Below are 18,743 nucleotides of genomic sequence, written 5' to 3'. Positions count from 1 at the left end.
GCGGTTCGGCCGCCTGCGGCCGGGCCGTGCGGTGGTGGTGAACGCGCGGGCGGCGGTGCCGCCGCCCCGTAGGGGTGTCCTTTGGCGCGTGCCGAGCCCCGGGGCGGGGGGCGGCCCAGGGCGGGGAGTGCCTCGGGCCGTCCTGCCGGGGGTTAGGCCTTCTGCTTGCGGTACCTGGGGTCGCGGTCGCGGACCTGGTCACGGACCTTGCACCCGGTGTGCCGGAAGAGTGAGGGCGGCTGGTGGTTGCGGCCTCTGAGGTGGGACCAGTAGAGGACTCCGCTCCATCCGTCCTGGCACTCGACCCATACGGGGTTGTCGGTGCCGGGGAAGCCGCTGCGCCGCGTCCAGAGGTGGAGCGCTAGCGACTGGTCGACCTCCCGCGCGTGGTCCCGGTTGGCCTTGGTGTCCTTCATGCGCGGGTGCAACAGCGGTGTGGATGCGAGGGGTTCGAAGGACGCAGGCGGCGGGACGTCGGTGGGGGTGATCAGGCCTTCGGCGGCGCGGGTGGCGAGGTGGGTGGCGGCTTTGTCCTTGCCGGTGACCTTGTCGTCCTTGCCGTTCTTCAGGTGGCGGGTCTCCGCGCTGGTTCCGGCCTCGACGGCCCACCAGTATTTGTGCCACCGGAACACGTACCCGATGTATCCGGCGGGGGCGAAAACCGGGTAGTGAACGAGTGCGTCGGGCTCGCCGAACGTGTATTTCATGGTCGCTCCGTGCGTGGTGTGAAGGGGGAGGTCCGGCGGGCGGGTTGCCGTCGCCCTGCCGGACCTGGTGAGGGTGGGTCAGTTGCGGCCGTAGCGGCTGAGGGTGGCGGCCGCGAAAGCCTCCTCCAGGCCGTGCAGGAAGCGGGCGGCCTGGCGCTGGTGTTCCTGGGCTCCGTTGGCCTTCCCTGCGTCCTGGGCGGCCTGGTAGTGCTCAGTCAGCGTCCAGTACGCGCCGTCGGGCATGTCGAGCAACGTCGTTTGTGCCCGGGTCACCTCGGACGGGAGGACGGTGCGGATGGTGTGGGTGAACTGCGGCTCGCCCTCGGTCCAGAACCAGACGAGACCGAGGTACTCGGTGCCCGACTTGATGGCGCCGATGACGATGGCGGTGCGGAAGGCGGTGCGCGTTGCGCGGGCGGCGCTGGTGGTGAGCTGTACGAGGGTTCCGGGCTGGAAGTCGGCGGGGATGGCGGGGGCCTGGTGGGCGGTCTGCTGCATGCCTGGTCTCCTTGCGGGGTGTGAAGGGGTGGGGTCCGGCGGGGCGGGTTGCCGTCGCCCCGCCGGGCCCGGTGGCGTACTACGCGGCGACGTCGCACGCGCACAGGGTGCGGAATCCGTCCCTGTCGACCTCGATCTCCTCGCCGCAGTCTTCGCATTCGGTGACGCGCATGGGCGTTCTCCTGTCGGTGTGAAGGGTCCGGGGCCGGTGGGCCTCGGGGGTGGTGGTGAGGGGGGTTGCCGTCCCCTCGACCAACAACTCTATTGAACCACGTGACTTGATGTTTTGGTGGGACTTTCAGGGAGTGTCGGGGGTCTTCTGCCAGGTGCAGCGTGTGATGTACGTCTGGGCGATGTCGCCGTGCCGGTCGTGGCACTGCACGGTGCCCGTGATGGTGATGGTGGCTCCCTCGTCGGGCAGGGTGCCGGTCTTGGGGCGGGCGGACCACACGAGCAGCCTGCCGAGCCTGGTGTTCAGGCGCAGGAGGTAGCGGGCCTGGTGCCTTCCCCCGTAGGTGCGGGGGTCCTGGCTGATGCGGGTGAGCACGTCGGCCGTGGTGGTCAGTCGCTGTCCGATGGTGCCGACGTGGTGGGAGCGGCGCCATCCCTCGACGGCTGCGGCAAGGGTGGGGATGTCTCGGCTGGTGACGCGGTCGGCGGCGGCGACGCGGGCGAGGCGGCGGCGGTAGGGGGTCACGGACTGCTCGTCGGCGGGCAGGGCGAGGGCCCATGTGTGCACGGCCGTGACGGTGGCCGGGGGGAGGTCGCTGGCGGCTCGGGCGAGGGCGGCCGCGTCGGGCAGGTGCCCGCGCATGAGCAGTGCCTCGGTCTCGACGGCGGTGGCGGTGCGGGTGGGGTGGGCCTGCGCGTCGAACGGGTGGAAGTGTCCGCGTGCCTGCACGACGGTGAGGGCGGCGCGGATGACGGCGGCGGGGGTGAGGTGGACTTCTGCGGGGGTGAGCATGGCGTCTCCTGACGGTGTGAAGGGGAGGCGGGGCCCGGCGGGGGCGGGTTGCCGTCGCCCCCGCCGGGCTGCGGGGGTCAGTTGAGTTCGCCCCGGTCGCGGAGATAGGCGAGGAACAGGAGGGCGAGGTGGTCGTCACTGACGGCGGGCACCCGGCGGGCGCCGAGGGCGCCGTTGCGGCGGCCGTCGCGGGTGACGGTGAGCGGCTGGCCCATGGGCGGGATGTGCAGGGCGTACAGGCCGTGGGTGGCGGCGACGCGGACGGCGGGGCGGCGGGCCTGCTCGTCGTAGACGGCGGAGCGCTGGGCGGTGGGGATGCCGAGGGGGCCGAGGGCGTCGGCGATGGCGCGGGCCTGTTGCAGGGCGGCCGCGCGGGCGGCGGGCATGGCCACGGGGGCGGCGGGGACGCATCCGCATCCGGCGGTCTCCTCGGTGTCCGTCTCGCGGGGGGCGCCGGTGGCGGCCTGCTGGGCGTACTCGACGGCATCGGCCTGGCTGGTCAGTCGCACGGGGCGGCCCGTGGCGGGGGTGATGGTCCATGACCCGTCGGGGTGGGCTTCGACCTGGCGGACGGCGCCGGTGATGACCAGCGAGCTGACCAGGTCGGGCATGGGCAGGGCGGGTGTGGTCTTGGTGCGGGGCATGGGTTGGTGTCTCCGTGGTGTGAAGGGGAGTTGCCCGGCGGGGCGGGTTGCCGTCGCCCCGCCGGGTGGGTCGTGCCTGCGCGTGGGGCTAGCTGCCGGTGGAGCGGTAGACGCTGAATCCCTCGACCTGCGGCCAGCCGGTGACCTCGCGGCCGTCGATGGTGACCGTGACCCGGTTGTCGGTCTTCTGCCAGACGGGCTCGTCCTCGGCGAAGCCGCGCAGGGGGGCGAGGATCTCCTCCATGTCGGCGCACGTGGGGCCGTCGGTCCAGGAGAGGCTGACCCAGTGCCGGGCGGTGCCCCTGCTGGTGCTCCGGACGCTGAACTTGTGGCCGGGGAACCGGGTCTTGAGCTGCTGGCGCAGGAGGGCGGCCACGGCCTTGGGCTCGATGCACTGGAGCCGGGGGGCGCTGAGTGCCGCGTGGATGAGGTCGGCGATCTTCCCGGTGCGCATGGTGTCGCTCAGGCTGGAGAGGTCGGGCAGGGGGACGGTGTGGCCATCCACGGTCATGGTCGGCTGGGCCTCGTCGCGGAGCTGGCGCACGATCACGCGGCGTCCGTCCACGAGGATCTCGTAGCGCCACGCGCGGTCGTGGGCGGTGGGCTTGATCCGGCCGGACTCGTCGGCGGGAAACTCGCGCGCGAAGCGCTCGTCGCTGGTGGAGTGCTGCCAGCATGCGCGGAGAAGCTGGGTCACACGGACGGCCTCGCGCTGCGGGGGCGGTGCGAGAAATGCGTTGTGGCTGGCGGGGAGGCCGTAAAAGAGGTCCGCGTACTGGCTCATGGTCGCTCCTGCTGGTGTGAAGGGTCCGGGGCCGGTGGGCCTCGGGGGTGGTGGTGAGGGGGGTTGCCGTCCCCTCGACCAACAACTCTATTGAACCACGTGACGTGATGTTTTGGTGGGGCTTTCATGCATGTCGGAGGGTGTTTCTCGGGCGCCCGGGGCGGCTGGATGCCGCCCCGGGGCAGGGGAGTTGGGCCTACTCGGCGGCTTCGTCGGCCTTGGGGAGTTGGGCGGGCTGGGGGGTCTCGGTGGTGGGCTTCGCCGGACGGGCTGCGGTGCTGGGGGCGGCGCTGGGGGTGTAGTCCTCGCCCGCGATCACTGCGGCCTCGATGGGGGTGGGTTCGTACCCGAGCTGCTGAAGAGTCATCAGGTAGCGGGCGGCCTGCTTGCGGTGCGCCCTGAAGGTGTACAGGTCGTCGATGTGGGCGGGCTTGTAGGCGGCGCGCCACACGGTGCGGGGGATCTCCAATTCGTAGCAGGCGGCGTAGTCGGCGAAGAGAAATGCGGGGCGGCGGCTGGCGGCGGCCTTCTCCAGGTGCGTGGTGACGGCGTTCATGTAGCGGCCGGACAGAACGGCGGGGTCGACGCGCTCGCCCTCGGCGGTGGGGGGCTTGATGCCGAGGATCTGGCCGAGCAGTACGGGCCTCCCGGCAACGCCGCGCTTCTTGGCGGGTACGGGGTCGCCGGTGAGCTGGGCCTCGACGGCGATCTTCAGGAACTGGTCACGCTCGGCGGCGGTGTGCTTGCGGGCGATCAAGGCCGTGAGCCACTGCTCGCGGGAGTCGGTGGCGTCGTCCCACGCCGAGTTGCCGGTGAGGATGCGCTTGCGCTCTTCGGGGCTGACGGTGCCGCGCGTGGAGTGACCGAAGGTGAGGGTGTTGGTGCAGTAGCGGGTGTAGGACGCGGTGTCGGCGCTCTCCAGAACCCAGGCGTCGCCCTGGCACTTGGCGTGGTCCTTGGCGCGCTCCACGTCGTCGAGATCGGCCACGGGGGCGGCCTTCTTGCTCAGCTCGCGGAGGGTGCAGATCCGGGCGCCTGCGGCCTCCAGCTTGGCGCGCTGCTTCTCGCGCTCGCCCCGGCGCCACAGCATATTTTCGGCCTGGTTGATCAGGTGCGCGCGGAACCCGTCTTCTTCGATCTGCTTTGCGATTTTGGTGAAGAGCTCGGGGTCCGCCTCCTCGATGGCGGCGAGGCGGGCGGCCTGCTCCAGGTCGAGCCCCTGGACGGCTACGGCCTTGGTGCCGGAGACCTTGACCATGCCCTTAGCGGCCTTCTGGGACACGCCTGCGGCGGCGGCCATCTGGGCGGTGGTGGCGCCCAGTTCGTGCATCTGGAAGAGCGCCTCCGCCTCCTCGGCGAGGGTGAGGCCTTCGCGGTGGCGGGCGGTGGTGATCATGTCGGCGAACTGGTCGGCCTCGCTGGCCTCGTCGTGCTCGATCGGCACGTGAGTGAGGCTGAGCTTGACGGCGGCGGCGAGGCGCCGGTGTCCGTCGATGACGGTGGTGCCCGTGATCTTGATGGGGATACGGATGCCGAACTGCCGGACGTTGGCGAGGAACTCGCGGGAGAGGGCGAGGTCACGGCGGACGTTGCCGGGGTGGGCGGTGAGGGCCTGGGTGCGGATGACCGGGCGCAGGGTGACCGGTACGGACTCCAGGTCGGCGGCGAGGGCGGCGGCCAGGCGCCGGTTTCCGTCGATGACGCGGTAGGTGCCGTCTTCCTGCGGGGTGACGTAGAGGGGGTCAATGATGCCGTTGGCCTGGATGTCGGCGGTCAAGGCGGCGTCCGCCTCGGCGGCGGGGGCGGGGAGGTCGGCGGTGGTGAGGGTCTTCCAGTGCATCGGGGTGACGGTGGCGGCGGTGGTCTTGGTGCGCGACATGCGGTGTCTCCTGGTGGTGTGAAGGGTGGGGCCTGGTGGCGGGGGCGGGTTGCCGTCGCCCCCGCCGGGGGCTGGTGAGGCGGTGAGGTCAGATGCAGCGCTCGAACCGGGCGATCATGATGTACGCCTGGTAGTCGGCTACGGCGGGTTCGGTGGCCGCGAAATCCGCCGGGATGATCACCATGCGGTCGTTGACGGCGGCGTGCACCCCCGGGGACACGTCGATCACTCCGCCGTCCAGGTGGCGGCGGGCGGACTCCACCGCATCCAGGGCATAGCCGTAGTTGCGGATGCTCGCGTCGTCGGCGCGGCGGCCGGGCTTGGTCGGCCGGTAGTTGGACATGTTGTGTCGGCAGTCCCAGCAGGCGGCGAGGTCGTGCTCGGTGGGCTCGGCAAGGTAGGGGAAGGCAAGCCAGCCATCGAAGGCGGCGCCGGTGGGAGCGTCGCCCAAGACGATGTCCCCGGGCTCGATGTCGACCGCGTGCGCGATGCGCACGTACGGGGTGACGGTGTCGGGCAGCTCGAACATGCCCCAGTCCTCCATGGGCTGACGGGGCCAGAGGGTGACGGGGAAGAACTCGACTTCGGTCACGGTGCGTCTCCTGGTGTGAAGGGTGGGGCCTGGCGGTGGGGGCGGGTTGCCGTCGCCCCCACCGGGGCGGCTACTTGGTGAGGGTGCGGTGGATCGCGTAGGCGATGCGGGCGCGGCGCTCGTCGGCGTTGTAGCCGTAGGGGTCGAGCATGTTGACGGGCTCGCCGTCGACGGTGGCCGTCACGGAGTCGGCGAGGCGGGCGGCACAGTGGTGCCGGATGATGACCTGGCGGCCGTCCACGGTGCACTCGGTGCGGCTGTCGGTGGCGCGTCCCCAGAGGGGCAGGCCATCGGCAAGGGGGATCTCCTCGACGTAGCGGGCGGCTTCGACGCGGTGCCCCCATGCCTGGATCGCGGTGATCTGCACGCGGGCGGCGACTGTCGCGCCCAGGGCTCCGATGGCGGCGGGAAGGGTCTCAGGGATCGCGATTTCCTGGTCAAGCGTGGCGGTCATGATCACTCCTGGTGGTGTGAAGGGCCGGGGGTCAGTGGGCCTCCGGGGTGCTGGTGAGGGGGGTTGCCATCCCCTTGACCAACAACTCTATTGAACCACATTGACTGATGGTTTCGTGGGAGGTTCCGCATATTGGACGGGGGTGTTTTGGCTGGTGGGGCTGGTTTTGACGGTATGTCAGGTGGCGGGCTGAGGCACGGTTGGTGTGTCGGAGCGCTCGCGCGCCACGGCGATGCCTGCACCGACGCGGAGCGACCTCACCGGGCTCGGCCACTTCGCGGCAGCTGGTAGCTCCCCGCCCGCCCCGGCCGGTGGGGGGTCTCCTCACGCTCCGGCATCCGTGACGGGGGGAGTACGGCGCCCGGCCCGGCGCTCGTGGGGCGGACGGCGCACCGCTCGCGCGCCGCCCCGCTCCTCCCGCCGCTGCCTGCTTTTGGGACCCCTGACGGGCTGCGGTCGGCCGTGGTGGCGGCTACGCGTGCCATGTGACCTTGGCCGCCCTACCGGTGCCGGCGGGGCGGGAGAGCTGACGGCATGCGGTCGGAGTTGACGGCCTGGTCTGGGGTGCTGGCGGGCGGCGGCCCCTGTCGGGTGATCGCGGCGTGGGGGCCGTGTCGGTCCCGACGCCGGGCCGTTGAGGCGGTATGCGAAAAGTGATCTCCTCGGCCGCTGTCGCGGTCGCCGCGGTGGCCGTTGTGCTGTCCGCTCCGCAGGCATCGGCCGCGCCCTCGGTGAAGCCCTTCGCGCACGCGGTGAGTGCGCCGGGCATCGTGGCTGCGCGGTGTGCCACGTACGTGGTGACGGGCGCGAAGGTGGCGGTGCGCAGGCCGCCGCCTAGCCGGGCCTCGGCCACGGTTCATGACCGGGTGGACCACTACGTGTACAGGGGGGATCGCATCCGCTCGTGTAGGACGACGTTCAACCGGGGCAATGCCCCCCGGTACTTCAAGTGCGGACGGTCCGGGGAGAATTGGAGGCTCACGCGGGGCGGTCAGATCCCGGTCACGTGCCTGAAACGTGCTTAATTGCAACGAAATGCGCGCGCCCGGCCGCGCGTATTGCGACTGAGCCCTCCGCCTGAGCGTGCGACGGGTGTGCCGCGTCTAGATGATCGATTCCTAGGGAGGGTCGGCGATCGCAGGCGGCCAGTGAGCGCAGGACGGGACGGTGGCGCACCCCCTCTTGCGTGCACCCTATTTTAGGGTGCACCATGGGGGAGTGAGGCCAGGGGAGCAGCCCCAGGCCCTTCCGGAGGGAACCGGACATGATCACCACGGGTTACGGCAGCTGGTACAACCACACCGGGTCCAACACCAGCCCCGAGGGAGACATCGCCGACTACATGAACGGCGGCGGCTCCGATTGGTGCGAGCGGATGGACAAGGCTGGTGCGACCGAAGCAATCGCGGACGAATATCGCGAGGCCGTCTGTACCGCGCTTCCCGCCGGGATCTATCTCACCGGCGACGAGTTCATCGGCCTGCACCACAGTGACCCCGACTACACCGACGAGATCGGGGACTTCGACATCCGTGCTGCGATCGAGGAGATCGATCTCGGCGGGATCGTCGCCAAGCACGACATCGGCGCCTGACGAGCCGCCGCCCCGGCCCCGGCGCAGTGCGCCGGGGCTTCCGTCTTTTCTCTTTCTGGAGGCGCAATGTCCGAGACCGAGTACACCGATCCGCCCGGCATGCCCGAGGACGAGCGCATGACGGACGCCGAATTCAAGGTCCTCCGTGAGTACCTCGGCCTGTCCGGCGACTGGCTCGCAGCTCACCTGAAGGTCAACCCTCGAACAGTCCGCTCCTGGGAACAGGGCCGCTACCCCATCCCCGATGGAGTCCGCCTGGCTATGGAAGACCTGGAGCGGCGTACCGGGGAGTGGGTCAACGGCATTGCCGAGAAGCTGATGGACATCCCGGAACCGATCGTCCTCACCTATCGCAATGACGCCGAGTACCACGCGCACCACCCCGAGGTGGAGTTCCCCGCTTCCTGGCATCGCGCCGTGGTCGCCCGGGTCGCCGAGCGAGTCCCGGCTCTGCCGATCGTGTACGCAGATTCCTTGGAATAGATCGTCTAGCGAGAATCATGTTGCCCATGCGTGGGCTCGGCGCCGCATTGCGAAGGAATAGTGCAGGGTCCGAACACTGCCGCTTCACCAGCCAAGCGGGTTTGATTCTGGGGCTAGGGCCCGGACATGACGAAGATGACCTCTACCCGGCCGGGCTCGTCCCCGGCTGGTGGGTGGATGCGGTAGAGGATCGTGATGCGGTCGCCGGTGTCGGCCGTGGGGGCGGTGCTGATCTGGCGGAGTTCGGCGCCCGCGATGGGCTCGCGGCTGCTACTGGGGTTGCGGGGGTCTAGGGCGAGCCAGTCGAGCACGTCATGGACGGCGCGGCGGCCGGGGCCGGAGAGGTGCGCGAACTCGTCGTAGAGCTGTGGGCCCACCTCGACGTTCCATAGGGTCACGCGGAGCTGCCCCGCCCGTCCAGGTGGGCCCACAGCTCCGCGACGGGCCGTGTCTCGGCGCTGCCGTCCAGGGAGGCGGCGATTGCGGTGAGGACCTCGGGGCGGGTGTGCGCGACGGTGCGGCGGGCCTCGGCGAGGACCTCGGCCTGTTCGCGGCCGAACCGGGCGTCGTCAAGGCGCGCGTTGAACGCGGTGAGGGCTACAGGGTCGATCACGGCGAGGGCGGCACGGAGTTCGGCGAGCGTCTGCGGGCCCTCGTGGGCCTCCAGTCGGTGCGGGTCGGCGTAGGCCTGGCGGGGGCTGGGCTCGTGCGGGAGCGCGGACATGGGGGACCTCCTCGTGATGCCGTGTCCACGGTACGCGGTCGGCCCCCCGCGGGGCAGGGCCTCGGGGAAGTACCGGCGCGAGGGTGCGGGCCGTGCTCGGTGGATCCCTCCGTGTATATGCGCTGAGCCTCGATCCCTAGAATCGTACATATGAGCGATGCCCCGGGGGTTGATGTGCTGCTGCCGGACGGGCAGGAGCTGCGGGGGCGTCTGTATGCGCGGGTGCAGCGCGATAACGGGGCGTGGGCGTATCAGGTGGGGTTGGTGCTGTGGCAGACGGCGGAGTCGGGGGATGCGGTGCCGGGGGAGTACCGGGTGTGGGTGGCGCCTGAGCGGTTGCGGCCGGTTCCGGGGGTCTCGTATGAGGCTGTGCTGACGCAGAGGCGGCCGCGGTCCCGTGCCGCTGCGGTGGCGGAGGCGGTGGCTCAGTGGCCGCCGACGTCGGATGAGTGGCGGATTCAGCGGGAGCGGCGGCGGCTGGGTACGCGGCTGTATCCGACGACGGTGCATCACGTGGCGTGTTTCGTGAGCGGCGGGGTGGAGGTGCTGACGGGTGAGCAGGCTCGCGAGGCGCTGGCCCGGCCGCTGGCGCGTGCCTGCGGTCTGTGTGGGGCTGAACGGCTCCTGTGATGCGGGCGCCGGGACGACATACAGCGAGGGCCCGCACCGGGGGAGATGGCCGGTGGGGCCCTCGCTTCCTGCCGATGGTCCGCGACGGGGGCGCGGGCCATCGGGGTCTAGTGCACGCCGTGGGCAGGTCCGTAGGCGGGCGGCAGGGCGCGGATCGCGTCGCGGTGCTGCTCGTAGAGCAGTGCACAGCAGCGGGTGTACTCGGCGAGCTCGGTGAGGTAGGCGAGCGCGTCGGGGGCTGGTGTGGTGGGGGTGGGGATGCGGCGCTCGGTGGTGAGGGCGCGGGCCTGGGCGTGGATGGCGTGGATCTGCGGCCGCTGGGACTGGCCGAGATCGGCCGCGAGCAGGGTGTGTAGGTGCGCGAGCACGGTGTGGGTGTGGTGGTCGACGGTGGGGCGGTCGGCGGCGCTGATGATGTCCAGGGCGGCCTCTATGTCGTGGCGGACGCCGGTGAGGTCGAGCGGTTGCGTAGTGGGCAGGCCGTGGGGCGGTACGCGGTAGAGCTCGGGCAGCAGGGGGTTAGGCATTGAGGCCTCCGGCCTGGGGGAGTGTGACGGCGGCCTCCACTGCGGTGCCTCGGCCTACGGGGCTGCTGGCCCATCGGGCGGCCAGGGCCTCGGCGAGGGCGAGACCTCTGCCGGTCTCCTCGGTGGGGGCGGGGCGTTGGGCGCTGAGCTGCTGGTGGGGTCGGGGCCCCTGGTCGAGCACGCCCACCAGGGCCTCGGTGTCGGTCACGTGCAGCCACACGAAGATCACTGAGCTGTGCGTGTGCCTGATCGCGTTCGTCGTGAGCTCGCTCGTGATCACGCACAGATCGTCCGCAGCGCTCGGGGGGATTCCCTGCTCGCAGGCGGCGCCGTAGACGTGCCTACGGGCTGCGGCGGGGGTGAAAGAGCTTGCCCCCGGGAGGTTCCATTGCGCCGAAAACTGACTGCGGCCTTTCCGAAGCAGGACGGTCATGGGTGGTCCTCCGGGGGTGCTGGTCGTGTGGGGGGCGGGGGCCCGCTGGCCGCCGAGTACGGCGGTGACGGCCTCGCGCAGGCGGTCCGGGTCGGTGGTGGGCCGGGCGCCGGGGACGGGCGGAGTGATCCAGGCGCGGCCGCCTGAGCCGGGGCGGGGACCGGGGCCGGTGGTGACCTCGGGGCCGGGGCACCGGAGTACGGCGTCGGAGACGCATCGGGCGCTGAGAAGGGACGGCCAGGTGTCGACGGTGCCGGCGGGCACGATGAACTCGACCGTCCCGCGGGCGCGTGTATCGAGGACCAGTCCCAGGGGGGTGCCCTCGGCGGCGAGGACGGCGAGCACCGCGGCGGCCAGGGATGAACTGATGCGCAGGACCTCGGCACCCGTGATGCGAACCTCGCCGCATTGGCCGTGGGCCCACGCTCGGCGCAGACCCTCCGGCGGGAGGCGGCCGGGTGCCCAGCACTCTGCCTCACGGGGGCTCACTGGGTGCCGCCCGTGTTCGCGTGGTGTCGGCAGACCTGCACCGGCCACGAGAGGCGGCCGCCCCCGTGGGGACCGCTGGCCGTCTTGGCCATACCTCCGGGCCGTAGGCCGTCGGTTCCGCCGCACCGCGCGCATGCCTGCCCGTACAGACGGCGGGTCTGGTCCGGTGTCATCTGCAAGGGGTCAAGGACGGCGGCCCGGATGTCGGAACCCGCAGGCACCCGCAACGGTGCGGCGGCCGAGGTCCCTACGGCCCGCACAAACGGTGACATGTGCAATCACTCCTGATCACCCGGCGGCCGTTGATCGACATACAGCAATGGGGCCGCTACCTACCGTGTCCAACTGCCCCTACAGTGACGCCGTGCGCACTATCTGCGCAAGTGCGCAGCAAAAATTGGGCAAGTCCCGCACTGCTGTGCGGGCGGACAGAGATAGGGGACCTGCGATGTGTGCAGCTCGGGAGACAGGTACGGCAGACTGTGGCCAGGCAAGTGCGCAAGTGCGAGGCAAGAGCAAGCGAAGGGGGCGGCGCCGCGTGGTGGGGGAGCCGAAGACGCCGACGGTCAACAAACGGCAGCTCGGCGCCGAGCTGAAGCGGCTGCGAACAGGTCGCGGCGTGCTCGCTGCCCAGGCAGCTGCCCACCTGGGCTGTTCAGAGACGCGTCTAAGCCGTCTGGAAACCGGCAAAGGGCGGGTAGCTCCCCGGCCTGACGAGATCGAAAAGCTGTGCGCGCTTTACGGCGTGACAGATGATTTCCAAATTCAGCGGCTCTTGGACATGCTGACCACCACCCGACAACCGGGCTGGTGGGACCCCTACAGGGAAGTGCTACCCAGTGGCCTTGAAGTCTATTTTGGCCTAGAGACCGACGCGCGCGCTGAACGGGTCTGGGAAGCCAGCCTCATTCACGGTCTCTTGCAGACACCCAAATACGCCCGTGCGGTCCTGGCGGCCTACCCGGGCAAGCTGTCAGACATTGACGACCTGGTGTCAGTCCGGACGAAACGGCAAGAGCTCCTGACGTCGTCGGAAATCCGGGACCCCTTGGAGCTTTGGGCAGTACTCGATGAAATGACGATCCGCCGCCCGGTTGGTGGCTGGCCCGTCATGAGAGAACAGATTGAGCACCTGATCGACATGGCCGCTTTGCCCAACATCACCCTTCAGATTGTCCCGGCCCGGAAGGGCGCGAACCCTGGTCTGGGTGGCGCTTTCTCCATTTTGGAATTCGAGGAAAACGACCCGGTTGTCTACGTGGACAGCCCGGCCGGAAATCTCTATCTGGAGAAGAGAACCACTGTGCGGGAGTTCGCCACTTCGTTTGACCTGCTGAGGGCTATGGCCCTTGATCCTGAAGAGTCGACGGCGCTACTCCGTGACGCCGCAGAGGAGTGAAAGAAATGACCAGCAACGCCGGGCGGCCCACGTCGCCCGAATTCCTGCCGGACCTCGACTGGTTCAAGTCGTCGGCGAGCTCCGCCAACGGCGGTTGCCTGGAAGTCGCGTTCATGGACGACGGCCGCGTTGCCTTGCGCGATAACGAGAACCTGACCAATCCGCCGTTCGTCGTCTCCCGGCACGTCTGGGAGTGCTTCCTCGACGGCGCGACAAAGGGTGAGTTCTCGATCCAGGACTAGAAGAGCGTTCACATGCCGATGGGCCGGGCACCCGCTTTAGGGTGCCCGGCCCATCGGCATGTAGTGCTGTGCCCCGTTAGCGGCGGCGGCCTCGGCTCTTCTTCTTGGGCTGGGCACGGACCTTGGGCCGTATACCGCTGGCGGGCGTCGCCTTCGGCACATCCGCTGTCTCGTGTGCCGGAGACTCCTCGATCTGTGCCGGGGTGTGTGCCTGGGCGAGCTGCTTGCGCAGGTTCTCGGCCTCACTCTGTGCCGTCTGTGTCTCCCCCTGTGCCGCCTCGACGCGGCCCGCAGCAACGGCACACGCCGTCATGGCCTCTGCGAGTGCCTCCCGTGCCGCGCCGTGTGCCTGCCGCTCTTCAGCGAGCTGCTCGCGCAGGGCCTCGGCCTCGCTCTGTGCCGTCTGCGCGGTGTGCTGTGCCTGCTCGGCGAGCCGCACCGCGGCGGCACACCGCTCGTCGGCCTGAGCGCGCTGGCCTGCCTCGAACTCGCTCCGCTCCTCGGCACGCCTCACGGACTTCCGCAGCGTCTCCCGCTCCTCGACGGCGGCGGCGAGCTGCTCGCGCAGGGCTGCGGTCTCGGCCTGTGCCGTCTGCGCGGTGTGCTGTGCCTGCTCGGCGAGCTGCACAGCGGCGACACGGCCGCCCTCGGCCTGCTCGCGTGCCGCGTGGTCGTGGCGGGCGCGCTCGTTGGCGCGCTGCTGTGCCTCGCGGAGTTCGGCGAGCTCGTGCTCTGCGGTGTCGAGCCGCTGCCGGAGTTGAGCAGCCTCGGCGTGTGCCTCGGCGCCCGTGTGCTGCGCCTGCCCGGCGAGCTGCACCGCGGCGGCACGGCCGCCCTCGGCCTCGGCGTGCGCGGCGTCGGCCTCGCGGCGTGCGGTGCGTTCTTCGGTGAACTGCTCACGTAGGGCGGCGAGCTGCTCGCGCAGGCGTGTGGCCTCCGTCTGTGCCGTTTTCGCCGCGTGCTGTGCGGCCTGTTCGGCGGCTCGCGCCTGGTGGGCCGCCTCCTGTGCCGTGTGGAGCGCTGCGGTGGCGGCCGTGGTCGTCGCTAACCGGCGCTCGGCGGCGGCCTGGCGCTCGGCCAGCTGAGCATCTCTCGGCGGCGGCACGGTCTTGAGCAGTCCACTCGGGCCTGGGCCGGTAGATGCCGGCTGCGGTGTGCGGGGTGTGTGGGTCATCGATCCCCCAGGGTCTGAGTCGGCACACGGCGTGTGCCGGATGTGTGCCGGGTGTGCGGCCGTGTGCCGCACACCCGGTGTGCCGTGTGTCAGGCGTCTACGAGCCACTCGGGGCGCACCGGGGTGGGCCGCAGTCCGCTGATGGCCTTGTTTGCCGCTCCCCGGTCGTAGGGCTCGCCGAACCACTCACGGAATGCCGTGGTGAGCTCCTGGGCGACGGCGTTGGTTGTGCGTGTGCCGTCGTCGTGGATGCGTGCCCGGTACAGAGCCTGTGCCGCCCTGGCCTTGGTCTCGTAGCTGGCCAGGTCCGCCGAGAGCTCCTCGACGTCCTCGGGGGCATCTGCCTGGTCGTACTGGGGCTGCTGCGGTACGCGGACGTCCACGCGGAGGAGTGTGCCGCCGTGTGCCGCTGCGGCCTTGTCCGCCTCGGCGGGCTCGTCCTCGACGCACGCGGCGGGCTCGTCGCCCTCGTGTGCGTGTGCCTCGGCACGCGCACCGGGCACCGGTGTGCCGACGTGTGCCGCGAGTACGTCGACTGCCTGTGCCGCGAGGCTCTCGATGTGCCGCACACTCTTCTCGGTCGGCCCGGGGATGTGCCACGGCGACTCGTCCGGGGTGATCTCCAGCGCGGTGGCGAACATCCTTTGTGCCACCCGGGCACGGTAGAGCTCGGTCTGTGCCGCGTCTGTGCCAACCCCCGCACGGTCCTGTGCCTTGGCCAAGTCCCGAGCGAGCTTCGGGCCCTTCTTGGCCATGTCCTCCTCGGCGAGCCGGTGGAAGCGGTCGGCCAAGTCGACGGCCTTGTCTAGGGCGCGGGCCTGGGTGATTTCCTGGGCCGTCTTACCGCGCTGTGCGAGTCCCATACGGGCCATGAGGCGCTCGCGCAGGTCCCGCGAGATCTGGGCCAGGGGTGCCTGGGACACGTCACCGCTGCGGTGCTTGAGCTCCAGGCCGAGCGCGGAGTGTGCCGCAAGCGCGCTGCCAAAGCTGCCGATGATGATGCGGAACGCTGTGCCCGTGGTCCAGCCGTTGCCTTCCTGCCAGGCTGGAACGGCGCTGAGGGCCGCGAAGATCCAGACGGCCCCGCCGTACCACCCGGGTGAGGGGTTGCGGGGGTCGGCCATCCGCTCGCGTGCGCCGAGTACGCACATGGCGAGCAACGACTCGAATGCGGCACACGAAAGCACACGCTCAGGCGTGCCGGTCATGCCGAGACCATCGGCAGTGAACCGAAACGAGGTGTTCAGGCTGACCGACGTGCACACGACGAACGCGACCGTGGCCGCGAGTGTGCCCGCGCTGAACTTGCGGCGTCTGGTCGCCGTGTCGGCGTCCTGGGGCACGCTCGCGGACTTCGGCGAGGCGCTGAGCCGTCGCACGGCCACCAGGCCGAGCAGTACGACACCGGCCCCGGCGACGGCGGACGTGACGGCCAGGTGTGCGGTGGTCCATTCGCTGACGGTGCTAAGCACGCTCATCGGGCACCGCCTGGCATCTGGCCGGTAGTCCCCCGGCTGGTGCCTACACGGCCGGTGTGGGCCTTACTGTGGTGGTACATGGGGAGTTCGCTCCTCGGTTCTGGGTGGCCCCGGGTCTTGCTGTGGAAGGCGGTCCGGGGTCGCTTTTTCTTCATGACTTCAAGAGTCTTGAAGTCATGAAATCTTGTCCTCTGGAACTCCAAGAGTCTTGAGGTAGTTCACACGAATGGCGTCCTCGTGGTCGCCCCCTAGCTGTTCTCGCTGGGCAAGAAGAGCGTCGATCGCAACGCGAATCAGACTGTTCGACGTGATCCGGCGGCCCTTCTCGCTCCGTGCGTCCATCAGTTCGCGGGCGAGCTCGTCAAGCTCCGCCCACTGGTCATCACGGATCTGGGTGTACTTCGGGCGGACCTTGCCACTCTTCAAGCTCGGTGCGCCCGCTAGTTGTGACGCTCCTTCACCGAAGAGATTGTTGAAGTCCTGCACTCCCCCGCCAGTCATCGCACGTACTCCTCAAAGCCCTTCCAACCCTCGAACTTCGGGACCTCGTGAGGGTCTCCGAGAGTCCTCAGCACTTCGTCACCGAACATGTAGGCGTCGGCGGCGGCCTTGGCTGCCTGCTCGTCCTGAAGCGCGTTGTGGAACACCGGGTAGCCGTTCAACATCTCGTGGGCGTTGTACATGCGCATCCACCCCGCGAAGACCGGCAACCCAAGGTCCTGAAGAGAGGTCTTCATGGCCCGAGCTCGGCTCTTGTCGATGTGCTTCACCATGGTCAGATGGATGCGGTAGTTCGTGCCGACGAGATGCTCGCGGATGCCGTGCATCACCGACTTCGAGTCGAGCCGCCGGGGCGGAATGGGCGCGATCGTCAGATCTGACTGAGCGGTTTCCTTGAGCTTCGCCGCGTCCCGGTAGGGACCGTGGTCCGTGACTACGTACCGGTACTGCTTGAGCTTGCGAATGCTGGCCAGATCCGCGGCCTTCTCCGTCGCGGTGTAGTCGAAGGGCGCCGGCTCCTTCAGCCCCTTCACCAGCTCATCCACTCCCCCCTCTTGCTGCTTCTTGTCGGCGTTGATCAGAAGCGTGGGACCAACCAGCGCGAGCATGTATGCAAGCTCGAACGCGTCCGTGCTCTTACCGATACCGCCCTTACCGCCCCAGATCGATACGGAGTAGGGCCCCTGAGTCCGGGGCCCAGCCAACCAAGTTGGGGACTCTTGTTGTTTCACTCTCTTGAACCTCCGAATATCAAGAGTCTTGAAGTCATGAACTCAGAAAGTATGAAACTCCCTGAGACCGAACCTCCGGGCCTTCAAGAGTCCCTGACTCCATGTCGCATGTCCCTACGGGAGCGGCATGCCGATGGGGCGAGTCTGGCAGATGTCGACTGAACGACACGCAACACAACCTAACTTCAAGACTCTTGAAGTTCAAGACTCTTGAAGTTAGGTTGTACCTGAGGCCAAGAGTCTCAACGTCCAAGACTGCGGGGCCGGGGTGTGACCCGGCCCCGCAGAGGCGGCCCACGCGGTGGCGGTTTGCGTCTCGTCGCCGGGGGCCTCGATCCCTGTGGAGGATCTGGCATGAGGGTAGTACGCGAAGTGGAGTCGGCGGCGGACTTGCTGCGGGAGGACGCGCAGGCGTCTGCGCTGCGGAATCTGGTGCACCTGGAACCGGGGGAGGTCGTGGACCTCGCGGCGCCGTTCGTGGTGGGGGATCCGCTGGTGACGGTGGCGGCGGCCATGCTCGGCGACCGCTACGTAGATTGGTACGCGGCAGGTCAGGTGCTGGGGGTCTCGACCTCCTCGTAAGGCCGGAGACGTACGAGGGGCCCGGACATCTGTCCGGGCCCCTCGTCGTGTCCCCGTGTGCCGGGCGCCGGTTCGCGTGGACACGTGAACGACGTTGTGTGGCCCCGGTGTCAGTGGGAGGCAGGGTGCCGCAGGCGGTCCAGGCGGCGGGCGGCCTTGCGGTAGGCGCTGCCTCCTGGACCGGGGATGTGGGTCCGCATCCTGACGATGGCCTCGCCGATGGCAAGGGCCTGGTCCCGGTCGGTGATCCGCAACCACAGGGCGTGGGCTCTCCCGGCTGCCGCGTCGGCGGCCTCGTGCTGGCCTTGCAGGGCCCACCGTTCGGCGGCGTCACGGTAGAGGGTGATGCCGCCGGGGAGGTCGCCGGACTCCACGGCGATGTGGGCGCGGATCTCCCGGGCCTCGATGGCGGCGCGGTGGCTGGGCCCGTGGGTACGGGCGGCGGCATCGTCGTAGGCGGCGGCCATGTCCAGGGCCTCGGCAAGCCGTCCGCTCTCGGCGAGGCTGCGAATGCGCAGGGCACTGGGAATGGGCGGCTCCTCGCTGGCGGCCGGTGCCGGCGCGGCTGGTGCTGGTCCAGCGGGGGCCGGTCGGCGGCACTGGGGGATCGGTGCGGCCTGGGCGGGGAGAGCCCTGGTGATGTCCTCGCCGGGGCGCTCGTGCTGTTCACTGACCGGCTGCGGGGTGATGCGCACGCGCATGGTCGGCGGCTCGTCCTGCTCGGCGGGCGGCTCCGGCTGCGGGGTGATGCGCACGCGCATGGTCGGCTCGTGCCGGTCGACGACGGTCGGCACCACGTAGGGCTGTTGCGGCTGAGGGACCGGCGCGGGCTGCGGCACGCTGACCTGCGGTGCCTGCGCCGGGGTCTTCTTCGTCTTCCGTCGCTTGGGGGGCGTCGGGGGAGCCGTCTTCGCCGTCGCCTCCCGCTTCTCGGCCCGTGTGGCCTTGCGGGGCTTCCGGGCGCTGCGCTGGGCGGGCCCGGCCTCCTCGATGGTGCCGTCGGGGTGGATCGCCAGGGGCCAGAGGGTGCCGTCGGCGTCGATGGCTTCGGCGCGGACCGCTCGGGGCGGGGTCAGTCGACCCGCGAGGGTGGCCACCGCGGTGAGGGCCTCGGCGCGGTGGGCGTAGGGGCCCGGCTGCGCGGCTGGGCCGGTGACGGTCACCGGCCCGTCATCGGCGGCGGTGAGCCGATAGCAGGGCCAAGGGGGCACGTCTGCGGGGGTGCGCGGCATGG

23 protein-coding genes are annotated in these 18,743 nt (G+C 69.9%); 6 read left to right on the top strand and 17 right to left on the bottom strand.

Annotated features, from left to right (window positions below; translation table 11 throughout):
- Positions 1-152 precede the first annotated feature (152 nt).
- The 8 genes from ABZ833_RS43960 to ABZ833_RS43925 all read right to left on the bottom strand — a co-directional run bounded on the left by ABZ833_RS43960 (position 153) and on the right by ABZ833_RS43925 (position 6,522).
- Complete coding sequence (locus ABZ833_RS43960) at positions 153-707, bottom strand: hypothetical protein (RefSeq protein WP_361059249.1); 555 nt, start codon at positions 705-707, stop codon at positions 153-155.
- Between the two features lie 78 nt (positions 708-785).
- Complete coding sequence (locus tag ABZ833_RS43955; protein ID WP_361059247.1) at positions 786-1,205, bottom strand: DUF6409 family protein; 420 nt, start codon at positions 1,203-1,205, stop codon at positions 786-788.
- A 298-nt stretch (positions 1,206-1,503) separates the two neighbouring features.
- Positions 1,504-2,169 carry a hypothetical protein gene (locus ABZ833_RS43950; RefSeq protein ID WP_361059246.1) on the bottom strand — a complete coding sequence of 222 codons (666 nt, stop codon included), beginning with the start codon at positions 2,167-2,169 and terminating at the stop codon, positions 1,504-1,506.
- Positions 2,170-2,246: 77 nt separating this feature from the next.
- Positions 2,247-2,813, bottom strand: a complete 567-nt coding sequence (locus tag ABZ833_RS43945) for a hypothetical protein (protein ID WP_361059244.1) — start codon at positions 2,811-2,813, stop codon at positions 2,247-2,249.
- 88 nt (positions 2,814-2,901) lie between these two features.
- Positions 2,902-3,597, bottom strand: coding sequence for an LPD29 domain-containing protein (locus ABZ833_RS43940; protein WP_361059242.1), 696 nt, complete (start codon positions 3,595-3,597; stop codon positions 2,902-2,904).
- A gap of 196 nt (positions 3,598-3,793) precedes the next feature.
- Complete coding sequence (locus ABZ833_RS43935) at positions 3,794-5,476, bottom strand: ParB N-terminal domain-containing protein (protein WP_361059240.1); 1,683 nt, start codon at positions 5,474-5,476, stop codon at positions 3,794-3,796.
- Between the two features lie 88 nt (positions 5,477-5,564).
- Positions 5,565-6,068, bottom strand: coding sequence for a hypothetical protein (locus ABZ833_RS43930; RefSeq protein WP_361059238.1), 504 nt, complete (start codon positions 6,066-6,068; stop codon positions 5,565-5,567).
- Between the two features lie 70 nt (positions 6,069-6,138).
- A complete protein-coding gene (locus ABZ833_RS43925) occupies positions 6,139-6,522 on the bottom strand; it encodes a hypothetical protein (protein ID WP_361059236.1) in 384 nt (127 codons plus the stop codon).
- Positions 6,523-7,786: 1,264 nt separating this feature from the next.
- On the opposite strand from ABZ833_RS43925, the gene ABZ833_RS43920 reads away from it, so the two are divergent.
- Positions 7,787-8,116 (top strand): hypothetical protein, encoded by a 330-nt coding sequence (locus tag ABZ833_RS43920; protein WP_361059234.1) that lies wholly within the window; start codon positions 7,787-7,789, stop codon positions 8,114-8,116.
- Positions 8,117-8,182: 66 nt separating this feature from the next.
- On the top strand, positions 8,183-8,599 hold the full coding sequence (locus ABZ833_RS43915; protein WP_361059233.1) for a transcriptional regulator: 417 nt from the start codon (positions 8,183-8,185) through the stop codon (positions 8,597-8,599).
- 113 nt (positions 8,600-8,712) lie between these two features.
- Here ABZ833_RS43915 and ABZ833_RS43910 read toward each other — a convergent pair whose 3' ends face one another.
- Together ABZ833_RS43910 and ABZ833_RS43905 are read right to left on the bottom strand one after the other, a co-directional pair.
- On the bottom strand, positions 8,713-8,997 hold the full coding sequence (locus tag ABZ833_RS43910) for a hypothetical protein (protein WP_361059231.1): 285 nt from the start codon (positions 8,995-8,997) through the stop codon (positions 8,713-8,715).
- On the bottom strand, positions 8,994-9,323 hold the full coding sequence (locus tag ABZ833_RS43905; RefSeq protein ID WP_361059229.1) for a hypothetical protein: 330 nt from the start codon (positions 9,321-9,323) through the stop codon (positions 8,994-8,996). The genes ABZ833_RS43910 and ABZ833_RS43905 overlap by 4 nt, the downstream gene beginning before the upstream one ends.
- A gap of 150 nt (positions 9,324-9,473) precedes the next feature.
- Here ABZ833_RS43905 and ABZ833_RS43900 point away from each other — a divergent pair, with 150 nt between their 5' ends.
- Positions 9,474-9,953 carry a DUF6233 domain-containing protein gene (locus tag ABZ833_RS43900; RefSeq protein WP_361059227.1) on the top strand — a complete coding sequence of 160 codons (480 nt, stop codon included), beginning with the start codon at positions 9,474-9,476 and terminating at the stop codon, positions 9,951-9,953.
- A gap of 107 nt (positions 9,954-10,060) precedes the next feature.
- On the opposite strand, the gene ABZ833_RS43895 is transcribed toward ABZ833_RS43900, so the two are convergent.
- Positions 10,061-10,480: a hypothetical protein gene (locus ABZ833_RS43895; protein ID WP_361059225.1), complete on the bottom strand. Its 420-nt coding sequence runs from the start codon at positions 10,478-10,480 to the stop codon at positions 10,061-10,063.
- Positions 10,473-11,402, bottom strand: coding sequence for an ATP-binding protein (locus ABZ833_RS43890; protein WP_361059223.1), 930 nt, complete (start codon positions 11,400-11,402; stop codon positions 10,473-10,475). The genes ABZ833_RS43895 and ABZ833_RS43890 overlap by 8 nt, the downstream gene beginning before the upstream one ends.
- A gap of 538 nt (positions 11,403-11,940) precedes the next feature.
- Between ABZ833_RS43890 and ABZ833_RS43885 the strand changes: the two genes are divergently transcribed.
- Positions 11,941-12,801: a helix-turn-helix transcriptional regulator gene (locus ABZ833_RS43885; protein WP_361059221.1), complete on the top strand. Its 861-nt coding sequence runs from the start codon at positions 11,941-11,943 to the stop codon at positions 12,799-12,801.
- Between the two features lie 5 nt (positions 12,802-12,806).
- A complete protein-coding gene (locus tag ABZ833_RS43880; RefSeq protein WP_361059220.1) occupies positions 12,807-13,043 on the top strand; it encodes a DUF397 domain-containing protein in 237 nt (78 codons plus the stop codon).
- A 76-nt stretch (positions 13,044-13,119) separates the two neighbouring features.
- On the opposite strand, the gene ABZ833_RS43875 is transcribed toward ABZ833_RS43880, so the two are convergent.
- From ABZ833_RS43875 to ABZ833_RS43860, 4 genes are all read right to left on the bottom strand, one after another.
- A complete protein-coding gene (locus ABZ833_RS43875; RefSeq protein WP_361059218.1) occupies positions 13,120-14,148 on the bottom strand; it encodes a hypothetical protein in 1,029 nt (342 codons plus the stop codon).
- 158 nt (positions 14,149-14,306) lie between these two features.
- On the bottom strand, positions 14,307-15,695 hold the full coding sequence (locus ABZ833_RS43870; protein ID WP_361059216.1) for a hypothetical protein: 1,389 nt from the start codon (positions 15,693-15,695) through the stop codon (positions 14,307-14,309).
- Between the two features lie 174 nt (positions 15,696-15,869).
- Positions 15,870-16,196: a hypothetical protein gene (locus ABZ833_RS43865; RefSeq protein WP_361059214.1), complete on the bottom strand. Its 327-nt coding sequence runs from the start codon at positions 16,194-16,196 to the stop codon at positions 15,870-15,872.
- A complete protein-coding gene (locus ABZ833_RS43860) occupies positions 16,193-16,804 on the bottom strand; it encodes a hypothetical protein (protein WP_361059212.1) in 612 nt (203 codons plus the stop codon). Before ABZ833_RS43860 ends, ABZ833_RS43865 begins: the two co-directional genes overlap by 4 nt.
- Before the next feature lie 477 nt (positions 16,805-17,281).
- On the opposite strand from ABZ833_RS43860, the gene ABZ833_RS43855 reads away from it, so the two are divergent.
- On the top strand, positions 17,282-17,509 hold the full coding sequence (locus tag ABZ833_RS43855; RefSeq protein ID WP_361059210.1) for a hypothetical protein: 228 nt from the start codon (positions 17,282-17,284) through the stop codon (positions 17,507-17,509).
- Positions 17,510-17,619: 110 nt separating this feature from the next.
- Here the strand turns inward: ABZ833_RS43855 and ABZ833_RS43850 are convergent, their stop codons facing one another.
- On the bottom strand, positions 17,620-18,741 hold the full coding sequence (locus ABZ833_RS43850; protein ID WP_361059209.1) for a hypothetical protein: 1,122 nt from the start codon (positions 18,739-18,741) through the stop codon (positions 17,620-17,622).
- Between the last annotated feature and the right edge of the window lie 2 nt (positions 18,742-18,743).

This window comes from Streptomyces sp. NPDC047525 (genome assembly GCF_040643025.1).
GTDB classification, from domain to species: domain Bacteria; phylum Actinomycetota; class Actinomycetes; order Streptomycetales; family Streptomycetaceae; genus Streptomyces; species Streptomyces durmitorensis.
Note: the sequence above shows the minus strand (reverse complement) of the source record. Positions and strands in the feature narration are given on the sequence as shown.

Coding starts and splice junctions, on each gene's coding strand:
- ABZ833_RS43960 (WP_361059249.1), bottom strand. CDS start 707: ATGAAATACACGTTCGGCGAGCCCGACGCACTCGTTCACTACCCGGTT.
- ABZ833_RS43955 (WP_361059247.1), bottom strand. CDS start 1,205: ATGCAGCAGACCGCCCACCAGGCCCCCGCCATCCCCGCCGACTTCCAG.
- ABZ833_RS43950 (WP_361059246.1), bottom strand. CDS start 2,169: ATGCTCACCCCCGCAGAAGTCCACCTCACCCCCGCCGCCGTCATCCGC.
- ABZ833_RS43945 (WP_361059244.1), bottom strand. CDS start 2,813: ATGCCCCGCACCAAGACCACACCCGCCCTGCCCATGCCCGACCTGGTC.
- ABZ833_RS43940 (WP_361059242.1), bottom strand. CDS start 3,597: ATGAGCCAGTACGCGGACCTCTTTTACGGCCTCCCCGCCAGCCACAAC.
- ABZ833_RS43935 (WP_361059240.1), bottom strand. CDS start 5,476: ATGTCGCGCACCAAGACCACCGCCGCCACCGTCACCCCGATGCACTGG.
- ABZ833_RS43925 (WP_361059236.1), bottom strand. CDS start 6,522: ATGACCGCCACGCTTGACCAGGAAATCGCGATCCCTGAGACCCTTCCC.
- ABZ833_RS43920 (WP_361059234.1), top strand. CDS start 7,787: ATGATCACCACGGGTTACGGCAGCTGGTACAACCACACCGGGTCCAAC.
- ABZ833_RS43915 (WP_361059233.1), top strand. CDS start 8,183: ATGTCCGAGACCGAGTACACCGATCCGCCCGGCATGCCCGAGGACGAG.
- ABZ833_RS43905 (WP_361059229.1), bottom strand. CDS start 9,323: ATGTCCGCGCTCCCGCACGAGCCCAGCCCCCGCCAGGCCTACGCCGAC.
- ABZ833_RS43900 (WP_361059227.1), top strand. CDS start 9,474: ATGAGCGATGCCCCGGGGGTTGATGTGCTGCTGCCGGACGGGCAGGAG.
- ABZ833_RS43895 (WP_361059225.1), bottom strand. CDS start 10,480: ATGCCTAACCCCCTGCTGCCCGAGCTCTACCGCGTACCGCCCCACGGC.
- ABZ833_RS43880 (WP_361059220.1), top strand. CDS start 12,807: ATGACCAGCAACGCCGGGCGGCCCACGTCGCCCGAATTCCTGCCGGAC.
- ABZ833_RS43870 (WP_361059216.1), bottom strand. CDS start 15,695: ATGAGCGTGCTTAGCACCGTCAGCGAATGGACCACCGCACACCTGGCC.
- ABZ833_RS43865 (WP_361059214.1), bottom strand. CDS start 16,196: ATGACTGGCGGGGGAGTGCAGGACTTCAACAATCTCTTCGGTGAAGGA.
- ABZ833_RS43860 (WP_361059212.1), bottom strand. CDS start 16,804: ATGCTCGCGCTGGTTGGTCCCACGCTTCTGATCAACGCCGACAAGAAG.
- ABZ833_RS43855 (WP_361059210.1), top strand. CDS start 17,282: ATGAGGGTAGTACGCGAAGTGGAGTCGGCGGCGGACTTGCTGCGGGAG.
- ABZ833_RS43850 (WP_361059209.1), bottom strand. CDS start 18,741: ATGCCGCGCACCCCCGCAGACGTGCCCCCTTGGCCCTGCTATCGGCTC.